Origin of the sequence: Clostridium sp. AF02-29 (genome assembly GCF_934835585.1) — a bacterium.
GTDB lineage: Bacteria > Bacillota > Clostridia > Lachnospirales > Lachnospiraceae > Otoolea > Otoolea fessa.
Genome location: NZ_CAKVZK010000022.1, coordinates 28,148 through 46,595, shown reverse-complemented (window position 1 = coordinate 46,595; position 18,448 = coordinate 28,148). Strand labels below are relative to the sequence as shown.

15 protein-coding genes are annotated in these 18,448 nt (G+C 46.7%); 10 read left to right on the top strand and 5 right to left on the bottom strand.

The features are described from left to right. Window positions 1–250: 250 nt before the first annotated feature. The 4 genes from PUQ60_RS07190 (at window position 251) to PUQ60_RS07175 (ending at window position 5,509) form a co-directional block, all read left to right on the top strand. Window positions 251–952 (top strand): pseudouridine synthase, encoded by a 702-nt coding sequence (locus tag PUQ60_RS07190; RefSeq protein ID WP_337411730.1) that lies wholly within the window; start codon window positions 251–253, stop codon window positions 950–952. 111 nt (window positions 953–1,063) lie between these two features. Beyond that, window positions 1,064–3,025 carry an NAD-dependent DNA ligase LigA gene (ligA, locus tag PUQ60_RS07185; protein ID WP_118638514.1) on the top strand — a complete coding sequence of 654 codons (1,962 nt, stop codon included), beginning with the start codon at window positions 1,064–1,066 and terminating at the stop codon, window positions 3,023–3,025. 171 nt (window positions 3,026–3,196) lie between these two features. Further along, a complete protein-coding gene (gene metA / locus PUQ60_RS07180) occupies window positions 3,197–4,120 on the top strand; it encodes a homoserine O-succinyltransferase (RefSeq protein ID WP_107001283.1) in 924 nt (307 codons plus the stop codon). Between the two features lie 189 nt (window positions 4,121–4,309). Continuing rightward, complete coding sequence (locus PUQ60_RS07175; RefSeq protein ID WP_273379450.1) at window positions 4,310–5,509, top strand: ATP-binding protein; 1,200 nt, start codon at window positions 4,310–4,312, stop codon at window positions 5,507–5,509. A 53-nt stretch (window positions 5,510–5,562) separates the two neighbouring features. On the opposite strand, the gene PUQ60_RS07170 is transcribed toward PUQ60_RS07175, so the two are convergent. Further along, window positions 5,563–6,393 (bottom strand): deoxyribonuclease IV, encoded by an 831-nt coding sequence (locus tag PUQ60_RS07170; protein ID WP_273379449.1) that lies wholly within the window; start codon window positions 6,391–6,393, stop codon window positions 5,563–5,565. Between the two features lie 243 nt (window positions 6,394–6,636). Continuing rightward, window positions 6,637–8,148: a polysaccharide biosynthesis protein gene (locus PUQ60_RS07165; RefSeq protein WP_273379448.1), complete on the bottom strand. Its 1,512-nt coding sequence runs from the start codon at window positions 8,146–8,148 to the stop codon at window positions 6,637–6,639. Window positions 8,149–8,430: 282 nt separating this feature from the next. Between PUQ60_RS07165 and PUQ60_RS07160 the strand changes: the two genes are divergently transcribed. Beyond that, entirely contained in the window at window positions 8,431–9,726 is a 1,296-nt protein-coding gene (locus tag PUQ60_RS07160) for a Na+/H+ antiporter NhaC family protein (protein WP_273379446.1), read from the top strand. A gap of 165 nt (window positions 9,727–9,891) precedes the next feature. Further along, window positions 9,892–10,806, top strand: a complete 915-nt coding sequence (locus PUQ60_RS07155) for an AEC family transporter (protein WP_273379444.1) — start codon at window positions 9,892–9,894, stop codon at window positions 10,804–10,806. 174 nt (window positions 10,807–10,980) lie between these two features. On the opposite strand, the gene PUQ60_RS07150 is transcribed toward PUQ60_RS07155, so the two are convergent. Both PUQ60_RS07150 and PUQ60_RS07145 read right to left on the bottom strand, forming a co-directional pair. After that, window positions 10,981–11,175, bottom strand: a complete 195-nt coding sequence (locus PUQ60_RS07150; RefSeq protein WP_273379442.1) for a helix-turn-helix domain-containing protein — start codon at window positions 11,173–11,175, stop codon at window positions 10,981–10,983. A 307-nt stretch (window positions 11,176–11,482) separates the two neighbouring features. Then, window positions 11,483–12,439, bottom strand: coding sequence for a DUF3878 family protein (locus tag PUQ60_RS07145; RefSeq protein ID WP_273379440.1), 957 nt, complete (start codon window positions 12,437–12,439; stop codon window positions 11,483–11,485). Window positions 12,440–12,802: 363 nt separating this feature from the next. Here PUQ60_RS07145 and PUQ60_RS07140 point away from each other — a divergent pair, with 363 nt between their 5' ends. Continuing rightward, the gene (locus tag PUQ60_RS07140) at window positions 12,803–13,024 is read left to right on the top strand and encodes a DUF1858 domain-containing protein (protein WP_022358756.1); all 222 of its coding nucleotides are present in this window, start codon (window positions 12,803–12,805) and stop codon (window positions 13,022–13,024) included. A 128-nt stretch (window positions 13,025–13,152) separates the two neighbouring features. On the opposite strand, the gene PUQ60_RS07135 is transcribed toward PUQ60_RS07140, so the two are convergent. Further along, window positions 13,153–14,091: a LysR family transcriptional regulator gene (locus PUQ60_RS07135; protein WP_273379438.1), complete on the bottom strand. Its 939-nt coding sequence runs from the start codon at window positions 14,089–14,091 to the stop codon at window positions 13,153–13,155. A 631-nt stretch (window positions 14,092–14,722) separates the two neighbouring features. Between PUQ60_RS07135 and PUQ60_RS07130 the strand changes: the two genes are divergently transcribed. The 3 genes from PUQ60_RS07130 (at window position 14,723) to nifS (ending at window position 18,384) form a co-directional block, all read left to right on the top strand. Further along, window positions 14,723–16,357: an HNH endonuclease gene (locus tag PUQ60_RS07130; protein ID WP_273379436.1), complete on the top strand. Its 1,635-nt coding sequence runs from the start codon at window positions 14,723–14,725 to the stop codon at window positions 16,355–16,357. Window positions 16,358–16,470: 113 nt separating this feature from the next. After that, entirely contained in the window at window positions 16,471–16,935 is a 465-nt protein-coding gene (locus PUQ60_RS07125; RefSeq protein ID WP_273379434.1) for a PaaI family thioesterase, read from the top strand. Window positions 16,936–17,196: 261 nt separating this feature from the next. Continuing rightward, on the top strand, window positions 17,197–18,384 hold the full coding sequence (gene nifS, locus PUQ60_RS07120; protein ID WP_022358754.1) for a cysteine desulfurase NifS: 1,188 nt from the start codon (window positions 17,197–17,199) through the stop codon (window positions 18,382–18,384). Window positions 18,385–18,448 lie beyond the last annotated feature (64 nt).

Below are 18,448 nucleotides of genomic sequence, written 5' to 3'. Positions count from 1 at the left end.
GTTACTGGCGTATCCGCCGATATTTAGTCTTGCCGTTTAAAACGGCTGAGAAGCATGTGACTTTAGCCATGTGAGGTTCACCCCCATGGACGAAAATGTTATAATTTTTATACTTTGGTTGCCGGAATCCTACGGCACAATAAATCGAAATGAGATGAATAAAATGCAAAAAAATCAAAATGATAAATCATACAAGAGAGCACAGCCAAGTGAAAAACAGGAATCCCGGATTCCAGCGGAAGGCGTTCGTTTGAATCGCTTTTTGAGCGAGGCGGGCATCTGCTCCCGGCGAGAGGCGGATCGGCGGATCGCGGACGGGCGTGTGACGATCGATGGGCGCGTGGCAGAGGTCGGGCAGAAGCTGATGCCGGGACAGCGCGTGGCGTGCGATGGCGTAGTGGTGTCCGGCAAGGATGCGCCGGTGCTTTTAGCGGTCAATAAGCCGCGGGGGATTGTCTGCACGACTTCTGATAAAGATCGGGCAGAAAATATCGTAGAATTTTTAGATTATCCGGTCCGGATTTACCCGATCGGGCGTCTGGACAAGGATTCAGAAGGGCTGCTTCTCATGACGAATGAGGGCGAGCTGGTCAATCGGATTCTAAGGGCTCGTTACGGACATGAAAAGGAATATCTGGTAACGGTGGATAAACCCATTGATAGTGAGTTTGTCCGGAAGATGAGCGCAGGAGTGAAGATTTTAGATACGGTTACCCGTCCTTGTGAGGTGGAAAAGACCGGGAAGACGAGTTTCCGGATCATTCTGACCCAGGGACTCAACCGCCAGATCCGCCGGATGTGCGAGGCGCTGGGGTACCAGGTGCAGACGTTAAAACGCGTTCGGATGCTGAACATTACGCTGGATGGGCTGAAAACAGGCGAGTACCGGGAAGTGACAGCGGCAGAGAGACAGAAATTAGAAGATATTTTGAACGGAAAGAAGAATGGCTGAGACAATGTTGTCTGGCAGTCAGTGCAGGTTCACATATGAGGTTGCATAGAAATGCTTGAAAACGCATTCAGAGGCAGTGGAGAGAGCGATGGGAAAGGTGGAGTCAGATAGATGGCAGAGGACAAGACAAAACGGATACGGGAGCTGATTGGGACGCTGCGGGCAGCAGGGCGCGCCTATTATCAGGAGAGCCGGGAGATCATGAGCAACTTTGAGTATGATAAGCTTTATGATGAACTGGTTTCATTGGAGAAAGAGACGGGAATTGTGTTTGCGAACAGCCCGACGCAGAATGTAGGATATGAGGTAGTCAGTGCGCTTCCGAAGGAGCGCCATGAGAAACCGATGCTTTCGTTAAATAAGACGAAGAGCGTGGAAGAGCTGGCAGACTGGCTCGGCGGGCAGACCGGGCTTTTATCCTGGAAGATGGACGGTCTGACGATCGTCCTGACCTATCAGAATGGAACACTTGTCAAGGCGGTTACGCGTGGAAATGGTGAGATCGGCGAGGTTATCACGGCAAATGCAAAGGCGTTCGTCAATGTGCCGTTAAATATTTCCTACCAGGGTGAGCTTATCCTGCGTGGCGAGGCGATCATCCGGTATTCGGATTTTGAGAAGATCAATGAGCAGATCGAGGATGTCGATGCGAAATATAAGAATCCGCGAAACTTATGCAGCGGTTCGGTGCGTCAGTTAAACAGCGAAATCACAGCGCAGAGACAGGTCCATTTTTATGCGTTCAGCCTTGTAAAGGCGGATGGCATTGATTTCAAAAATTCGCGGAAAGAGCAGTTTGAATGGCTGAAAACACAGGGGTTTGAGGTCGTAGAGTACCATGAGGTGACAAAAGAGACGCTGCCGGAGACGGTCAAAATGTATTCTGAGGCGATTGCGGAAAATGATACGCCGTCGGATGGACTGGTGCTTTTGTATGATGATATTGCCTACGGCCAGTCGCTGGGGCGGACGGCAAAATTCCCGCGCGATTCGATCGCATTCAAGTGGGCGGATGAGATTCAGGAGACGAAGCTTCTCTATATTGAATGGAGCGCGTCGAGAACGGGGCTGATTAACCCGGTGGCAGTATTTGAACCGGTTGAGCTGGAGGGAACGACGGTCAGCCGCGCCAGTGTTCACAACATCAGCATCATGGAGGCGCTGGAGCTGGGGGCAGGCGACCGGATTACGGTTTATAAGGCAAATATGATCATTCCGCAGATCGCGGATAACCTGACGCGCAGCGGCGTCCGGGATATTCCGGAGGCATGTCCGGTGTGCGGCGGTCAGACGGAGGTGCGCCAGCTCAACGATGTAAAATCACTCTACTGCACGAACCCGGACTGCCAGGCGAAGAAGATCAAGAGTTTTACTCTTTTTACAAGCCGCGATGCCTTAAATATTGCGGGACTTTCAGAGGCGACGCTGGAGAAATTTATCGGCGTCGGCATGATTCATGAGTATGCGGACATTTTCCATCTGGACCGCCATCAGGAAGAGATCGTCGAGATGGACGGATTCGGGCAGAAATCGTATGACAATCTGATTGCGGCGGCTGAGAAAGCGTCCCACACGACCCTGCCGAGAATGGTGTACGGTTTGGGCGTTGCAGGCATCGGTCTGGCAAATGCCAAGATGATTTGCCGTCATTTTAAAAATGATTTTGAGGCGATGCGCCATGCCACCGTGGAAGAGCTGGTCGAGATTGATGGAATCGGGGAAGTTCTGGCGCAGGCGTGGACGGCATTCTTTTCGGATGGAAAGAATAATGCGATCGTTGATCATCTGCTGGCGGAGCTGACCTTTGAGGCAGGAGACGAAGAAAGCAGCGAGGGTGCAGATGAGGCATTCGCCGGGATGAATTTCGTCATTACCGGTTCGCTGGAACATTTCAAAAACCGGAAAGAGCTGCAGGAGCTGATTGAGCGCCGCGGCGGCAAGGTGACTGGAAGCGTGACGTCCAAGACGAATTATCTGATCAATAATGATGTGGCGTCGTCGTCTTCGAAGAATAAGAAGGCGCGGGAATTGGGGGTGCCGATTCTTTCGGAGGAGGAGTTTTTGAAGCTATAGGAGAGGTGAAAAGCCGGACGCCAGACTGTGTTTAGCTGGCTTTTTTTTGCAGCTTGTGTTATGATTAGGAATGCTGATATAGTTTTTATTGTAAGTAGAAATGAATCATATCGGTATATAATAGAATCCTAAAATTCAAACGAATTTTATATAAAAAGGGGATATATAACTATGCCAATTAAAATACAAAAGGATCTTCCTGCTAAGGCAATTTTGGAATCGGAGAATATATTTGTGATGGATGAGGATCGGGCGATGAGCCAGGATATTCGTCCGCTTGAGATTTTGATTCTGAACCTGATGCCGATCAAGGAGGATACGGAGACGCAGCTTCTGCGGGCACTTTCGAATACACCGCTGCAGGTGGACTGTTCATTCCTGATGCTGGAAACGCACGTTTCGAAAAATACATCGCAGACGCATCTGAATAAGTTTTATGTGACGTTTGACGAGATCCGCCGCAAGCGCTTTGATGGTATGATTATTACCGGCGCGCCGGTGGAGAATATGGAGTTCGAGGAGATCAACTACTGGGACGAGCTGACGAAGATCATGGAGTGGAGCAAGACGCATGTGACTTCGACACTTCATATCTGCTGGGGCATGCAGGCGGGACTCTATTATCATTATGGAATTCAGAAACATCAGAGAAAGACAAAGCTTTCCGGCATTTACAGACATCGTCTTTTGAACCGGAAGATCCCGCTGGTCCGTAGTCTCGATGATTATTTTTACTGCCCGCATTCCCGTTACACGGAAGACCGGGAAGAGGATATTCTGAAACATCCGGAATTGCAGATTCTGGCGAAATCGGATGAGGCTGGCGTATTTCTGGTGATGAACCAGGATGGAAGCCAGATTTTCGTTCAGGGGCATCCAGAGTATGATCGCATGACGTTAAACAACGAGTACCACCGCGATCTGAAAAAAGGCTTAAATCCGCAGGTACCGTGCAACTATTACCCGGACAACGATCCATTTTCCATGCCGGTGCTGAAATGGAGAAATATGTCCAACACGCTGTACACGAACTGGCTGAATTACTATGTATACCAGATGACGCCGTACGTGCTGAAAGAGGATGAGCAGGAATAAAAAGAGAAAAAGGCTGTCACATCAGGCAAATTTAAATTTGGTTCCATGGATTGGAAGCAGATTGAGTGCCTGGGGCGACAGCCTTTTCTAAAAGTTATAGAATAAAAACGATACTTTTTGATACTTAAAAGCGGATTGCCATTGACTTGTACGTATGAAAATGGGATAATGAACGCAGAGGTGATTGGTATGTTTAAAATTAATCCATACAGACCCGGCGCGGGCTTGATGCCGACGTATCTGGCTGGAAGAGATGCCGATATGGATGCGATCCGGGATTTGCTTGATGCCCTGAAATTGGGGATTCCGACCCAGTCGGTTATTTTCAGCGGTTTAAGAGGAGTGGGAAAGACCGTTCTTATCAATAAGCTTCAGGAAATTGCCGAAGAAAAAGGAATTTTTTGTAAACACATTGAGGTGGAAGAACGAAAAGATTTTATTTCTCAGATTGCAAGCTGTTCGCAGGCTTTTTTGCGTCAGATCAGTACTGCAGAAAAATTTAAATCACTGATACAGAAGCCATTGGATGCAATTAAATCTTTGATTGTTTCATTTGATCCAGATGGAAATACATTTTCGCTGTCGCTGCAGGAGCGGGAGCTGTATCGTACAAGTAACCTGACACAGAGCCTGACAGATGTATTTACGGCGTTAGGGGAAACGGCGTATAAGACGGAATCGCCGCTTTGTTTTTTTATTGATGAAATTCAGTATATGAAACCGGAAGAGCTGGGAGCTTTAATTGCGGCACTTCATCGGACCAATCAGCTTGGCTATCCTCTTATGCTGATTGGAGCTGGACTGCCTAAAATTTATGCCATGCTGTCGGAAGCAAAATCATATTCGGAACGGCTGTTTATTTATAAAGAGATAGATTCTCTGGATCGCGATCAGTCGATCGAGGCAATCCGGAAACCAGCGGAAAAATTAAATGTTTCCTATACGGACGAGGCGGTTGGAGAAATCATTGATATTACGAAGGGCTATCCATTTTTTATCCAGCAATTATGCCAGATTGTCTTTCAGAACACAGATGGAAAGCGGATCGATGAGAAACATGTGGAATCCTGCATTCCAGAATTTTTCCATAACTTAGATAATGGATTTTTTAAGGTGCGCTACGAGAGATGTTCGGAAGCGGATAAGAAGTTTATTTTTGCAATGGTCTCATGCGATAAACTGCCATGTACGATTTCAAATATTGCGCAGGTTATGCATAAGACGGTCAGTGCCATTTCTACGTCGAGAGCGCAGCTGATCAATAAAGGGATTATTTATGCAGTCCGCTATAAAGAATTGGATTTTACGGTACCAGAGTTCAGTGGATTTATAAGGAGACTTCCGGAATTTGGGGAGTGGGAGAAAGAAAATCAGGAAGAGCAGAAATAGGAAATCCACTCTTCTAGATTACGCGCGCAAGTCTTATATGCGTTCCATCTAAATTACCGGGCATGTTCCCGCATCAGCGCGATTTCCGCCGCATATCCATCCGGATCGTTCGGCGTTTCCAGATAGAAGGGAAGATGCTTTAACGCGGGATGCTGTACGACGCGGATCAGGGCTTCGGCTCCGATGTAACCTTCGCCGATGCGTGCATGGCGGTCTTTGTGAGCGCCAAGCGGATTCAGGCTGTCATTCAAGTGGATGGCGCGCAGACGGGAAAGACCGATGACGCGGTCAAATTCGGTGAGAACCTCATCCAGGTGATTGACGATGTCATAGCCGCCATCCCAGATATGGCAGGTATCCAGGCAGACACCGAGATGGTCGGAGAGTTCAATGCGGTCGATGATTTCCCGAAGCTCTTCAAAGCGGCTGCCGACTTCACTTCCTTTTCCTGACATGGTTTCCAGAAGAACGGTTGTAGTCTGTTCCGGTTTCAAAATGGAATTTAACATTTCGGCAATGAAGGCAATGCCGGTTTCAACGCCCTGCTTTACATGGCTTCCCGGATGGAAATTATAGCAGTTTCCCGGTGTGTATTCCATGCGCGCCAGGTCATCCGCCATGGTGCGGCGGGCAAAGTCACGGATTCCCTCATCGGCAGAGCAGGCATTCAAGGTGTAAGGAGCATGGGCGAGAATTTTTTCAATCCCATGTTCTTTTGCAAATGAAAAAAATTTAGCAACATCTTCTGGATCGATGTCTTTGGCTTTGGCACCGCGCGGATTCCGGGTAAAAAACTGAAACGTATTGGCATTTATTTTGACCGCTTCCTTTCCCATGGCGAGATAGCCGCGGGAAGAGGAAAGAAGACATCCAATTGTAAGCATGATTAGGAACCTCCGTATGTGTAGTAAATGATTTGTGTGATATCTGATGCTGCGGATTGACTTGGCAGCAGTGATATTGAAGCAGAGCCGAACGAAATGGCTGAACTTAGTATTTATGATAGACTTATGATAGCATAGAAGACGGTTAAGAGGAAGCTGTATTATCAAATATAATTTTATAAAAGCAGTAAACAGGTTAGGATTAAAACGAGAATGGCATTGGAATCAGTTCGATGCCATTTTTTATATTTTTTTATGTAATAAAAGCAGTCCGCCCGCATACAAAAGACAGAGACCCCCAGCCTGGAAAAGCACCGACGGAAACAGGTGCGGGAGTGTTTCAAACGTAAAAAGAGTGTGTAAAAGGTGATTTGACCTCTCAAGACCCTGCAGGATTCCAAGCGCTGTCAGGAGGCAGAAGACGGGCTTTACGATCCCTTGGCCAAGCGGCAGCCGGATCGGGACTTCGCAGGCGAGGGCGTGGATGTGGAGAAAGGCGAGCACCAGTTCGCTGATGAGAAGCGCTGCCAGATAGGCGAAAATTCCCCATCGCGGGATGGCGAAAAGGACGAGCGACAGGGTGAGAAGCATGGAAACCGTATGGTGGAGGAAGACGGTTCCCGTTTTCCCAAGCCCGTTTAAAATACTTCCCATGGTGGTGGAGAGGTAGAGAAACGGGCAGAGCCAGGATAAAATCTGGATGAAACGTCCGGCATCGGCGTTGTGGTAAAAGGTTTCGCCCAGTGCTGGACCGAAGCGGGTGAAGAGCCCGACGCAGAGAATTCCCATGTACAGGCTGTATCGGAGCGCCATGGAGATGGTGTGTTCGATTTTGTCCGGCTGATTCTGCGCCTGCGCCTCCGAGACTGCCGGGAGCAGGACGACGGCGAGGGAGTTGGTGATGGCGGATGGAAAGAGGATAAAGGGGAGTGCCATGCCTGTGAGAACTCCGTAAATACTGACCGATTCAACCCGCGAGAGCCCGGAGAGGAGAAGCTGGTTCGGTACAAAGATGGCTTCGAGGCTTTGGAGAAAGCTGAGCGTGAGGCGATTCGCCATGAGGGGGAGTGCCATGGTGAGGAGGGGGAGGAGCAGGGGAGTAATAGGTGTGTTTGCATTTGGCAGTATGGCAACGGACTTCGAGCATCCATAAACTAACAGACAGAACACCGCCGAAGCCGCTTCCCCGATCAACAGCCCCCAGACAGCCAGCAGCACCGTGATCGGAATCCTGTTCGTGTGGCAGACATGGACGATCAGCAGGACGGAGAAAATGCGGATGCACTGCTCGACCACCTGTGAAAATGCCGGGACTGCCGTTTTTTTGAGCCCATAATAATACCCGCAGCAGCAGGCATGGATCGCGCAGAAGGGGATCGAGAGGGCGAGTGCGGGCAGAAGCGGCGCACATTCGGGCGCAAGAAGGACGCGCGCGGCGAGAAAATCGGCGAAGGTGTAGATCAAAGAGGTCAGCGGCAGGGCGATCGATAGTGAGAGTGCGAGGCTGACCCGCAAAAAGGCGCGTCCCTTTTCCGGGGAGGCGGCGGTCAGGCGGGAGAGTGAAGTCTGGATTGGACCGGCGCAGAGAGCAAATGCGATGCCATGTATGGGAAAAATCATCTGATATAAACCCAGACCTTCGGCGCCGATCGTCCGGGAGAGAAAGATGCGGTAGAAAAAGCCGAGAATCCGGCAGAAAAATCCGACTGCCGTCAGGAGCAGGGTTCCGGTAATCAAAGGATGAAATCTTCGCATAGCAGATCTCCGGGGAGGGTATGTTAGAAAAGTATATGAAGAAATAGAAAAAAGTAGAAGAAAGCTGGACGATTATAAAATGTTGGGAAGTCTTCTTTTTTAGATCAAGAAACAAACGAATAGAGAAAAAGCAGGGATTTTTTGCGTAAGATACAAAAATTAGCTGTATTTAATACATAAAATAACAGATGGACATTAAGGTGGAACAGGAATATACTAAAAACATCAAAAACAAAAGATTATGATGAAAAATAACAGGTTGGTAGGAAAGAGAGAGGAAGTATGCTGGAGGGAATTGTATTACTTGCATTCATCGCAGCGCTGGCAGGCTGCGTGTTTACCGGCGCGTCCGTGCTTTGGGCACTGGCGGGCGGCTATCTGATTTTCTGTGCGTATGGCCTGATTCGGAAGCACAGCCTCGCGGAACTTGGAAAAATGTCGCTTTCCGGCGTTAAAACCGTCCGCAATATCCTGATGATTTTCGGACTGATCGGCTTTATCACAGCGCTGTGGCGGGCATCCGGCACGATTGCGGTGATCGTGTGCTGGTCGTCGAAGCTGGTGTCGCCGTCGGCATTTCTGCTGATCGCGTTCCTTCTTAACTGTATGGTGTCGATCCTGACCGGAACCTCCTTTGGAACCGGCGCGACGATGGGTGTTATCTGTATGGCGATGGGACGTGCGATGGAGCTTGACCCGTTCTGGATCGGCGGCGCGATTCTTTCGGGCATCTATTTTGGCGACCGCTGTTCACCGGTATCGTCCAGTGCGAATCTCGTCTGTGTGCTGACGAAGACGGATATTTATGAAAATATCCGCGAAATGATAAAGACATCCCTGGTGCCATTTGTGGCTACATGTATTCTCTATTATATCGTGGGACGTTCCATGAGTGCCGGAAACGGACGGATGGATGTGGAAGGGCTGTTTTCCAATAGTTTTGTGCTTCACTGGAGCGCGGTGATTCCGGCGGCGATCATTCTGGTGCTGTCCACTTTTCGCGTGGAAGTCAAGAAAACGATGCTGATCAGTATTATTCTGGCGGCATTTTTGAGCGTGGTGCTCCAGGGGCGGTCATTCGGGGAAATTTTACAGATGTGTCTGACCGGTTATCAGGCAAACGATCCGGCGCTCAATGCCATGATGAACGGCGGCGGTTTGAAATCAATGATTAAGGTGGCTGCGATCGTAAGCCTTTCTTCCTGTTATGCGGGAATTTTCGAGGGAACCGGGCTCTTGAAGCCGATTCAGGGGAAAATAGAGGCACTGAGCCGGAAAATTACTCCGTTCGGTGCGACCTTTGCGGTGGCGGCGGTTGCCTCCATGATTGCCTGCAACCAGACACTCTCGATTATGCTGACCCATCAGCTCTGCAAAGAAGGAAATCCAGATAATAAACGATTTGCAATCGATCTGGAAAATACGGCGGTTGTGCTGGCACCGCTGGTTCCGTGGTCGATCGCCGGAGCTGTTCCGCTGGCAGCCGTCGGTGCGCCGATTGCGAGTGTGGCGGTGGCATCGTATCTGTACATATTGCCGATCTGGAGTTTTTTGATGCGGCTGGTAAAAAAGGGGTAAGCTGGTTTGTGTTGTTATAGATGGTGGGCAAGAGTGAGTTGATTTTGAAATAGTTTACAAGGATTTTGTGTTTGTAAACGGCTTATTCATGTATTTGGAGTGGATACAGAGTGAGAAGGATTGCAGTATAAAAGGCATGTCGTACAAAAAAGGAGGAAGCCCCATATGAATTTACTCGAACTTTGCAACCTACAGGGGGCTTTATTCCTGATGATACTGGCGGGCGCGATACTAAAACGGCGTGGGATCATCAGCAAGGAGGGAGAAAAATGCCTGACGGATCTCTGTGTGAACATCGTGATTCCCTGCAATATCGTGAAATCGTGCCTGATTTCATTTGATGCTTCGATTTTTAAAACCTGCGGACTGCTGCTGGCGGTTGGCTTTGTTTTGCAGCTTGTCTGTGTGGCGCTTAACAAAGTGCTGTTTAAGGGCTACTCGGAGCAGCATCGGAAGGTGCTCCAATACTGCACGATCGTTTCTAACGGCGGATTTCTCGGAAATCCGGTCGCAGAGGGTGTGTATGGAAGCATGGGACTTCTCTATGCGTCTATTTTCTTGATTCCGATGCGCGTCGTCATGTGGTCGGCGGGTACGTCTTATTTTGTTGGCGGTGGTTCCGATCGGAAAAAGGTATTGAAAAATGTCCTGACGCATCCGTGTCTGGTCGGCGTCTACATTGGCATGTTCCTGATGGCGACGCAGCTGCAGCTTCCGGGCGTGCTGAAATCGACGGTGACATACATCGGAAACTGTAATTCAGCGCTGACGATGTTCATTATCGGCACGATTCTGACCGATGTCAAACTGCGTGAGATTATTAATCCGACGGCTCTCAAATTCAGTGTGCTTCGTCTGTTCCTTCTTCCGCTTCTGGCATATGGAATCAGCCTGGTGGCCGGATTGGATCCGGTGGCAGCAGGTGTAGCAGTCATCATGACGGGAATGCCAGCCGGTGCAACTGCAGCGATCTTTGCGGCGCGCTATGACAGCGATGCACCGTTTGCAGCGAAAACGGTAGTGCTCACGACACTGATTTCGATGATTACGATTCCGGCGTGGTGTCTGTTTATAGGATAAAAAGAATAGGTAAGAAGCAACAATAATAGAAAAATTAAGAAAATAATGTAAATATGGTAAATGAATATAAAAAGACCTGAAAGGTGCGGTAAATGGCTGCTCTTCAGGTCTTTTATATTTTAAAATGAATAAAAGGATAAGCAAACAGAGGTTGAAAGAATTAGTTTATGATTCTTATTCATTCGTTTCACTCTTTCGTGAAATCCGCGCCTCTTCCAAGTAGTTATACAGTGTATACTTGGAAATCTGCATCGCGTCGCACAGGAGCAGGCTGGTTTTTGTGATCTTGAAGACGCCTTTCTGGTCAAGATAGTCGAGTGCACGAATCTTTTCTTCCTTGTTCATCAGCATCATCGGTTTTCCGATCATGGCTGTCTGATTTGCGCCGCTGGTACCGTCCGTGCTGCCATGTCCAGTTGATCCATTTCCGGCAGCGTTGCCGCCGCCTCTCTGTCTGTCGTAGTTCGCTTGCTTTCACAACATCTGTTCGCCTGCGACGGACTTCCGCCTCATTCGGACAGATGTGTTCAAAACGCGTACAACTGACAGCTCAGAAGGCTATGGCAGCAGCACTGGAAGCCGCTCTCAGTTTTTTCGCGTCCCACTACGGATATGGCTCATGTGGATGAGATGACAGGTGTGGAATTGTGAAGGGGTTATTGAAAAAACTCTCCGATTATTTATCTTCCCAAGTCTCAATCCGCGCCTTACGGTTCCAAACCCCTTTCTCCCATATCATTAAATGCACCTTAAATTCAATCGAATCCTGCGCTGTCGTAAAGGGTTCTTCGCGCAGCAGTTCGGAGCGGATGCCGCGCTTTTCAAGCTCTTTCTGTCTTTTTTGGGCAAGAAGTTCGAGCGCTAGGTGACGGGTCTGCTGGGCTTTTCCGAAGGTGCGGGACGGGTAGGCGGAAGAGGCTTTTTGAAGCTTCCGGGCCAGGAGATCGACTGTCTTGGCATGGGCGTTCCGGTGCAGGAGGCGGGCAATCTGACGGGCGCGGCGCTTGGTGGGGCGCTGCTCATAGTCTTTCAGGCGATGTAGCAGTTTTGGATCACCGGCTTCGATGGCGATGGACTGGAAGACGCGCGAAGCGTCTTCGGAGAGGTGCCAGGGATTTTTGCGGACGACGCGGTATTTTTCTGGAACCGCCGGGTAGCAGCAGACGTTTAAAGGAGGAAATTCCGTGAGGGCGGCAAGTTCCCGTTCTTCTGTGCTGCAGGATTCTTCGCCCAGATAGTCGAGCTTGTCGCGCAGGATGGCGATGCGGTATTCGAGCTGGCGGAGGTATTCGTAGCCTTTCATCCAGAAGTGCCCGATCTGACTGTAGTCATAGTAGTGATTTTCGAGAGTCAGATCTTCGAAAAAGAGTGTGACAACCGAGCCTCCCTGATGGACGATCAGGGCATAGCGTCTGTTTTCATCCTGGGTTAAGAGGGCATCGAGTTCGCCCTCGTATGCCGGATCGTAGGTACCGGTCAGGCGGGCGTTGTGGAAGAGAAGGAAACTTTCGACTGCATCATTCATCAGGTAAACCAGGCGGATCGTGCTAGGGGTAGCGTTATCTGTTTCCGGGAAAATAAGCTCGAATTGATTTTCGGATAGTAGTAATTGTAACATGGAAAAAGGCTCCATTTTATAAAACTCCTTATGTATAAAAATTAAAATGTTTTCCGACACAGGCAGAAAAACGGAGCCAGTGACTATCGTATTCTCAATACAGGAAAACATAGAACAATCATGGTAATTATAAGAGAAATAAGAAGAGGATGCAAGAGAATAGCCATGCTGCTGCCGGATTGTACAAAATTTTCAGCTCAGAAAAATTTTTCCAGTGAATCGTAACATTTTTTATGTTTCACAAAAAAAGATAGTAAAACCGCGCGATTCGTGTTAATATAAGAAAGCATAAGAATAATCGCGGTGTTTTTGCAGCGGCGGTGAAAACTGCAAAGCTGCGTAAGAGACTGCAAGTATGAATAGAAAGGAAAATTTATCATGGAAATCACAAAAGCAACCACGATGGGCGAGATGCTTCAGTATGATATGGGTATTGCATATGTTCTGATGGAGGCAGGCATGCACTGTGTTGGCTGTCCGTCTTCGATCGGTGAGTCTCTGGAGGAGGCTTGCATGGTACATGGTCTGAACGCAGATGAGGTTATGGCAAACATCCAGGAGTACCTGAATGCAAAGAAGGAGTCTGAGAAGGCTGAATAATCGCAACCTAGATGCTCGGTTAAATTTCGGATAAAAAGACGCTGTGCAAGAAGTAATGAGGCTTCTGCACAGCGTCTTTTTCGTTGTTTTATATGTAGAAACAGAATGCACAGAGAAAGAGCAAATTCTTATGCCTGAATCTTCTTTTCCTCCAGATTCCGGTAATACTCCTTCACCATATCGATAAAATCCTTCGCGTGTGGTGAAATAATGCTGTTCTTTTTATATAAAAGCAGCAGCGGCACGCTGAACGGTGGATTGTCTACGGTGAAGAATGCAAGCTGCTCCACGTGGGCAGTGTGGCGGATTCCGCCTTCCGGGAGGAAGGTGATGCCAAATCCTCTTGCCGCCAGGTTGACCGAAGTCGTACTGCTGGTGGTGTATAGGGCATCCTTTGGCTCCATATTCATCTTGGCAAAGAGGTTTTTCATGGCGTGTCCCATGACCTGATCCTCCTGCAGCAGGATGAAGCGTTCCCGGCGCAGCTTTTTCATATCGATTGGAAGCGGATGATCCGGAGTGCCTGCTTCCAGACCGCGGATAGCCGGATGGTCCTTGCTGGCTACCAGAAGGAGGCGTTCGTTGAAAATGGTGTCATAGACGAAATCATCCAGATTGAGCGGCATATTCATCAGGGCGAAATCGATCTGATCCTCCTGTAACAGCTTGGAAAGCTGGGCAGTGTGGTGTTCACGTAAGGTGATGCGGACATCCGGGTGGCTTTCAGAGTAGCTTGGCAGGATATCCGGCAGCAGGACGGATCCGCGCCACAGCGTCATGCCGACATTCAGAGTACGGCTGCGTCCCGTTTTCAGCTCGCCGAGCTGTTCCTCAAACTGCCCGGTCAGGACTCCGACACTTTCCAGATAACGCATATAGATTTTTCCTGCCTCAGTTAGTTTGAGCGGCATATGGCTGCGATCGAAGAGCTTGACGCCTAATTCCTTTTCAGTTCGTGCGATACACTGGCTTAAATATGGCTGTGACAGATATAATTTTTCAGCCGCTTTGGAAATGCTTCCCTCACGGACGGTGGTAATAAAATACTCCGGGTTTTTAATATACATTTTTCTGCCTCCATTTGGCTTAATTAGCCTTTGCTTTATAGGACTATTTTTAAATGCTTATATTATTGTAAAAAAACAATATTTATATTCTCGTTCCGGGGATGGCATTTCAAGTTGATGCGTGTTATATTATAGCCATCAGGAAAAAACAAGAGTTTTCACTTAGAAGTATCCTAATAATATATAATAATATTACAATAGCGATATGTCAAGTGAAGAACCGGCCTGATTCTATACCAAACCCTTTTATGTATAAGTATTGACAGGTATCCGTTACCAGTTTATTTCTTTTTATTTATGTAAACCCTATTGCATCAACCCTCCATGTGCGGTCAGAAGCCAATGACAGCACTACAGCAGTTATCCGAAGATTCCCTCTTGGAGGATAACGTGCGTTTCCACGGAATTGCTGCCGATTGGGTAACGGATTTCAAGGCAGAAGTGGAGCAAAGATTTAATAAAAAACCGTTTAGTCAGGAGTTGACCCCTCCTAGCTGGACGGTTTTTTATTTGGATAAATAGGGAATGTAAAGGTTTAATAAAAAGTCTATCTTAAAGCATGAAAGTTGTGGTATAATAAAGTCCATACAAATGTGTATTTTGCAAAATGAAATAGTTAGGGGGAGTACAGATGGAGATAGTTATGCTGGTGGTGTTTATAATACTGGTATATGTAGTTTTGAAAACAGTAGCGGATTATAGATATAATAAATTAGAGTCAGAGGTTCTTAAAAATCTGGGATTTTCAAATTGGAATATTATTGCTAATATTGATGCCTATGTAGCTGTTAAGAGCCGTCAAACATTAGAAAAATATGATGATATAAAGTTTTTCAAGGAAAACAAAGAAAAATTCGCAGCAGCAGAAAAAGTAATTCAACTTAAACATAAAAAGGCAGAGATATTAAAAAAATTTTTAGGAGAAAATGATTTTAAGAAACATTCAATGTATAAACGCATTGTAGAGAAGATCAATGAAAACCTGAAATATGCGGATGATTATAGAATTTTAGTAGAGTATATTTCTTCAGCTGGAAATCACCTGGCAAAAAAAATAATATGTGTAAATCAGCGAGATCTTGATAAATATAAGGAAGATCCTTCTATTCTTATGGGAAAGGGAGAATATAATAAATATTTAAAAGAGCAACAAAAAGAAGCTCTTGCTCAAAAACAACATGAATTTTACGATAGAGTAAATAATGTTATTGATTACGCAAATGAAAATAGGGAGCTTCTAGTAATTAGAGGCGATCAGGGAAAATTAGATAATTTAATAGCGCAACTGTTTGATAGAACCGTTAATAGTATTAAGAAAATCAAGGCAATAGATAGTGAAGAATGGGGTGTTATTAGTAATTTTATTTTACGTGTTGAAGAGGATATAAAGAAAATTGTAAATGGAAATCAGATAATTCTCGATTACTATGATTCATCTGAATTTCAAAAAATTAAAGATACTTGTGATGCTTTAATGAGTACACAACGAGAATTCAATGAATACATTAATGAAAAAGTTCAATCTATATCTAAATTGTTTGGAACACGAGTTGTTCGGAATGAAACGGTTGTTGATGATGAACATAACTATATTCGTCCTTATAAAAAGAGTATTACTCCATTTACAGCGGAAGTATCGGCTACAGTATTTGCAAGCGCGGAAAATAATCCATTGGAATATATAGTCAAGTATTTCTACCCTAATAAAGAAATGTATCCTCAGCAGATACAGAAGTTACAGCTGCTTATAGAAGAGTTAGAAACCTTGAAAGAGGCAAAACAAATCATTGAAAATTACAAGCAGAAATATCAGCAGTATATTGGAGATGTTCCTAGCTATGTTATGGAAAATGATGAAGCTGGTTTTTATACGAGGTTAGGTTTCGCATATATTGATGAGAGTGTGCTTACTGTTGAATATAAGTTTACATACACTTCTGGGGGAGGATTTGCACAGCGTTCTTTCACTATACCAATGACCGAAGAAACGATAGTTGAGCTTGTCAATATGCTTGAAAATAAGCTTACGGCGAAAGCATTTGCTAAAGAGCAAAGAACTTTAATGACTAAAAAGCTGCGGGACTATATTAAAAACAGAGATAATTTTACCTGCTGTAATTGTGGAAATTCTACTTTTAAAGAACCTAATCTTTTGTTAGAAATTGATCACATTATTCCAGTTGCAAAAGGAGGACTTACTGAGGAGAGTAACCTTCAAACCTTATGCTGGAAATGTAATCGTTCAAAGAGTGATAAGATTATGTAATATAAATAAAATTCGAACACTTCCTTTAGTATGCTATATATAGAAAGGGTTCGAATTTTATTTGATTTTGGAGACGGAAAAAGCTAATCGCTAGAGATTATGGAAAGGAGAAAATGATGACAACACAAAATGATGCGAACAAGTCAAAAAACAATTACCAGTCAGAATCCCAGCAGGCATTCTGGCAGGCCCAAATTAAAACTGTCAACGAAAACAACCCATTTATGCGCCACAATGGCATCTATGCCACCTATCTGGATGCAGATCGCGCCGAAGTCCGCGCACAGGCGGGAGATACCGGGCGCAATGCGATGGGAAGTGTCCATGGCGGGCTGATGTTTATCATGGGCGAGATGGCGGCAGGGCTGCTTGCGAGAGGCAACGGACGCAAATACGTGACGCTGGACACCAGCTTCCGTTACCTGCGCTCCAGCATGGGGGAGAAAGAGCTGGTGGCAGAAGCTTCTTTTATTAAAAGAGGAAAAAGCATCGTGAACTGCCGGTCGATCATTCATGAGGATGGGAGCGAGAAAACGCTGGCGGAAGGAGAGTTTAGTTTTTATTGTCTGGATAAGTAGAGCAGCTTTTTTAGTAGAGAGCACATTATATACCCCATTTTTAACTAGGTTTTTTCAAAAACCCGCTCATTCTTGCTTGTATTTTTTCAATTTTCCTATATAATAATAAAGAACGTAGATGAAGCTTTTACCTTTATTGCTACAAACTATGTACGCAGCAAATGTTTACAGGCGGGGAGTTCCTGCCGTGAGATTCCGTGTGATACAATCACAATAAAGGCAGGCGTGCATACACTAAGAAGAAAGGCGGATTTATTAGTTATGAAACAGTTGATTTATCTGGACAATGCGGCGACAACCAAAACGCGTCCGGAAGTAGTGGAGGCAATGCTCCCGTATTTTACGGAGTATTACGGCAACCCGTCTTCCGTTTATGAATTTTCGGCAGAGCCGAAGAGAGCGATTGCACAGGCTCGCGAGACGATCGCGAAAGCGCTGGGCGCAAAGTCCAACGAGATTTACTTTACCTACGGCGGCACGGAGTCTGATAACTGGGCGCTGATTTCCACAGCAGAGGCATATCAGGCAAAGGGCAAGCACATTATCACGACCAAGATTGAGCACCATGCGATTCTGCACACCTGTGAGTACCTGGAGCAGAGAGGCTTTGAGGTTACTTATCTGGATGTAGATGAGTTCGGTGTTGTTAAATTAGACGAGCTGGAGAAGGCGATCCGTCCGGACACCATCCTCATCTCTGTTATGTTTGCAAACAATGAGATCGGTACGATTGAGCCGATCAAGGAAATTGGTGAGATTGCGAAGAAACACGGCATTTTATTCCACACCGATGCGGTACAGGCATTTTGTCATGTTCCGATCAATGTAGATGAGTGCCATATCGATATGCTCAGTTCCAGCGCCCACAAGTTAAATGGACCGAAGGGAACCGGCTTCCTTTATATCCGTACCGGATTAAAGACACGTTCCTTCATCCACGGCGGCGCACAGGAGCGTAAACGCCGCGGCGGTACCGAGAATACGGCTGGTATCGTAGGATTCGGCAAGGCAGTTGAGATTGCGATGGCGACGATGGAAGAGCGCACAGCAAAAGAAAAAGCGATGCGTGACCACCTGATCGAGCGTGTATTAAAAGAAATTCCATTTGCACGCCTCAACGGACATCCGTCCCAGAGACTTTCCAACAATGCAAACTTTGCATTCCAGTTCATCGAGGGTGAATCCATGCTGATCATGCTTGACATGGAAGGCATCTGTGGTTCCAGCGGTTCTGCATGTACCTCCGGATCCCTGGATCCGTCCCATGTACTTCTGGCGATCGGACTGCCGCATGAGATTGCACACGGTTCCCTGCGTCTGACCCTGTCAGCCGAGACAACCATGGAGCAGATTGATTTCACGGTAGACTGCTTAAAGAAGATTGTAGAACGTCTTCGTTCTATGTCTCCGCTGTATGAGGATTACATTAAGAAACATCCGCAGCAGTAAGATTTAGACATTTTAAGCAAAATGAACATCCACAGTGAATGAAGATATAGAGAGGAAACACCCG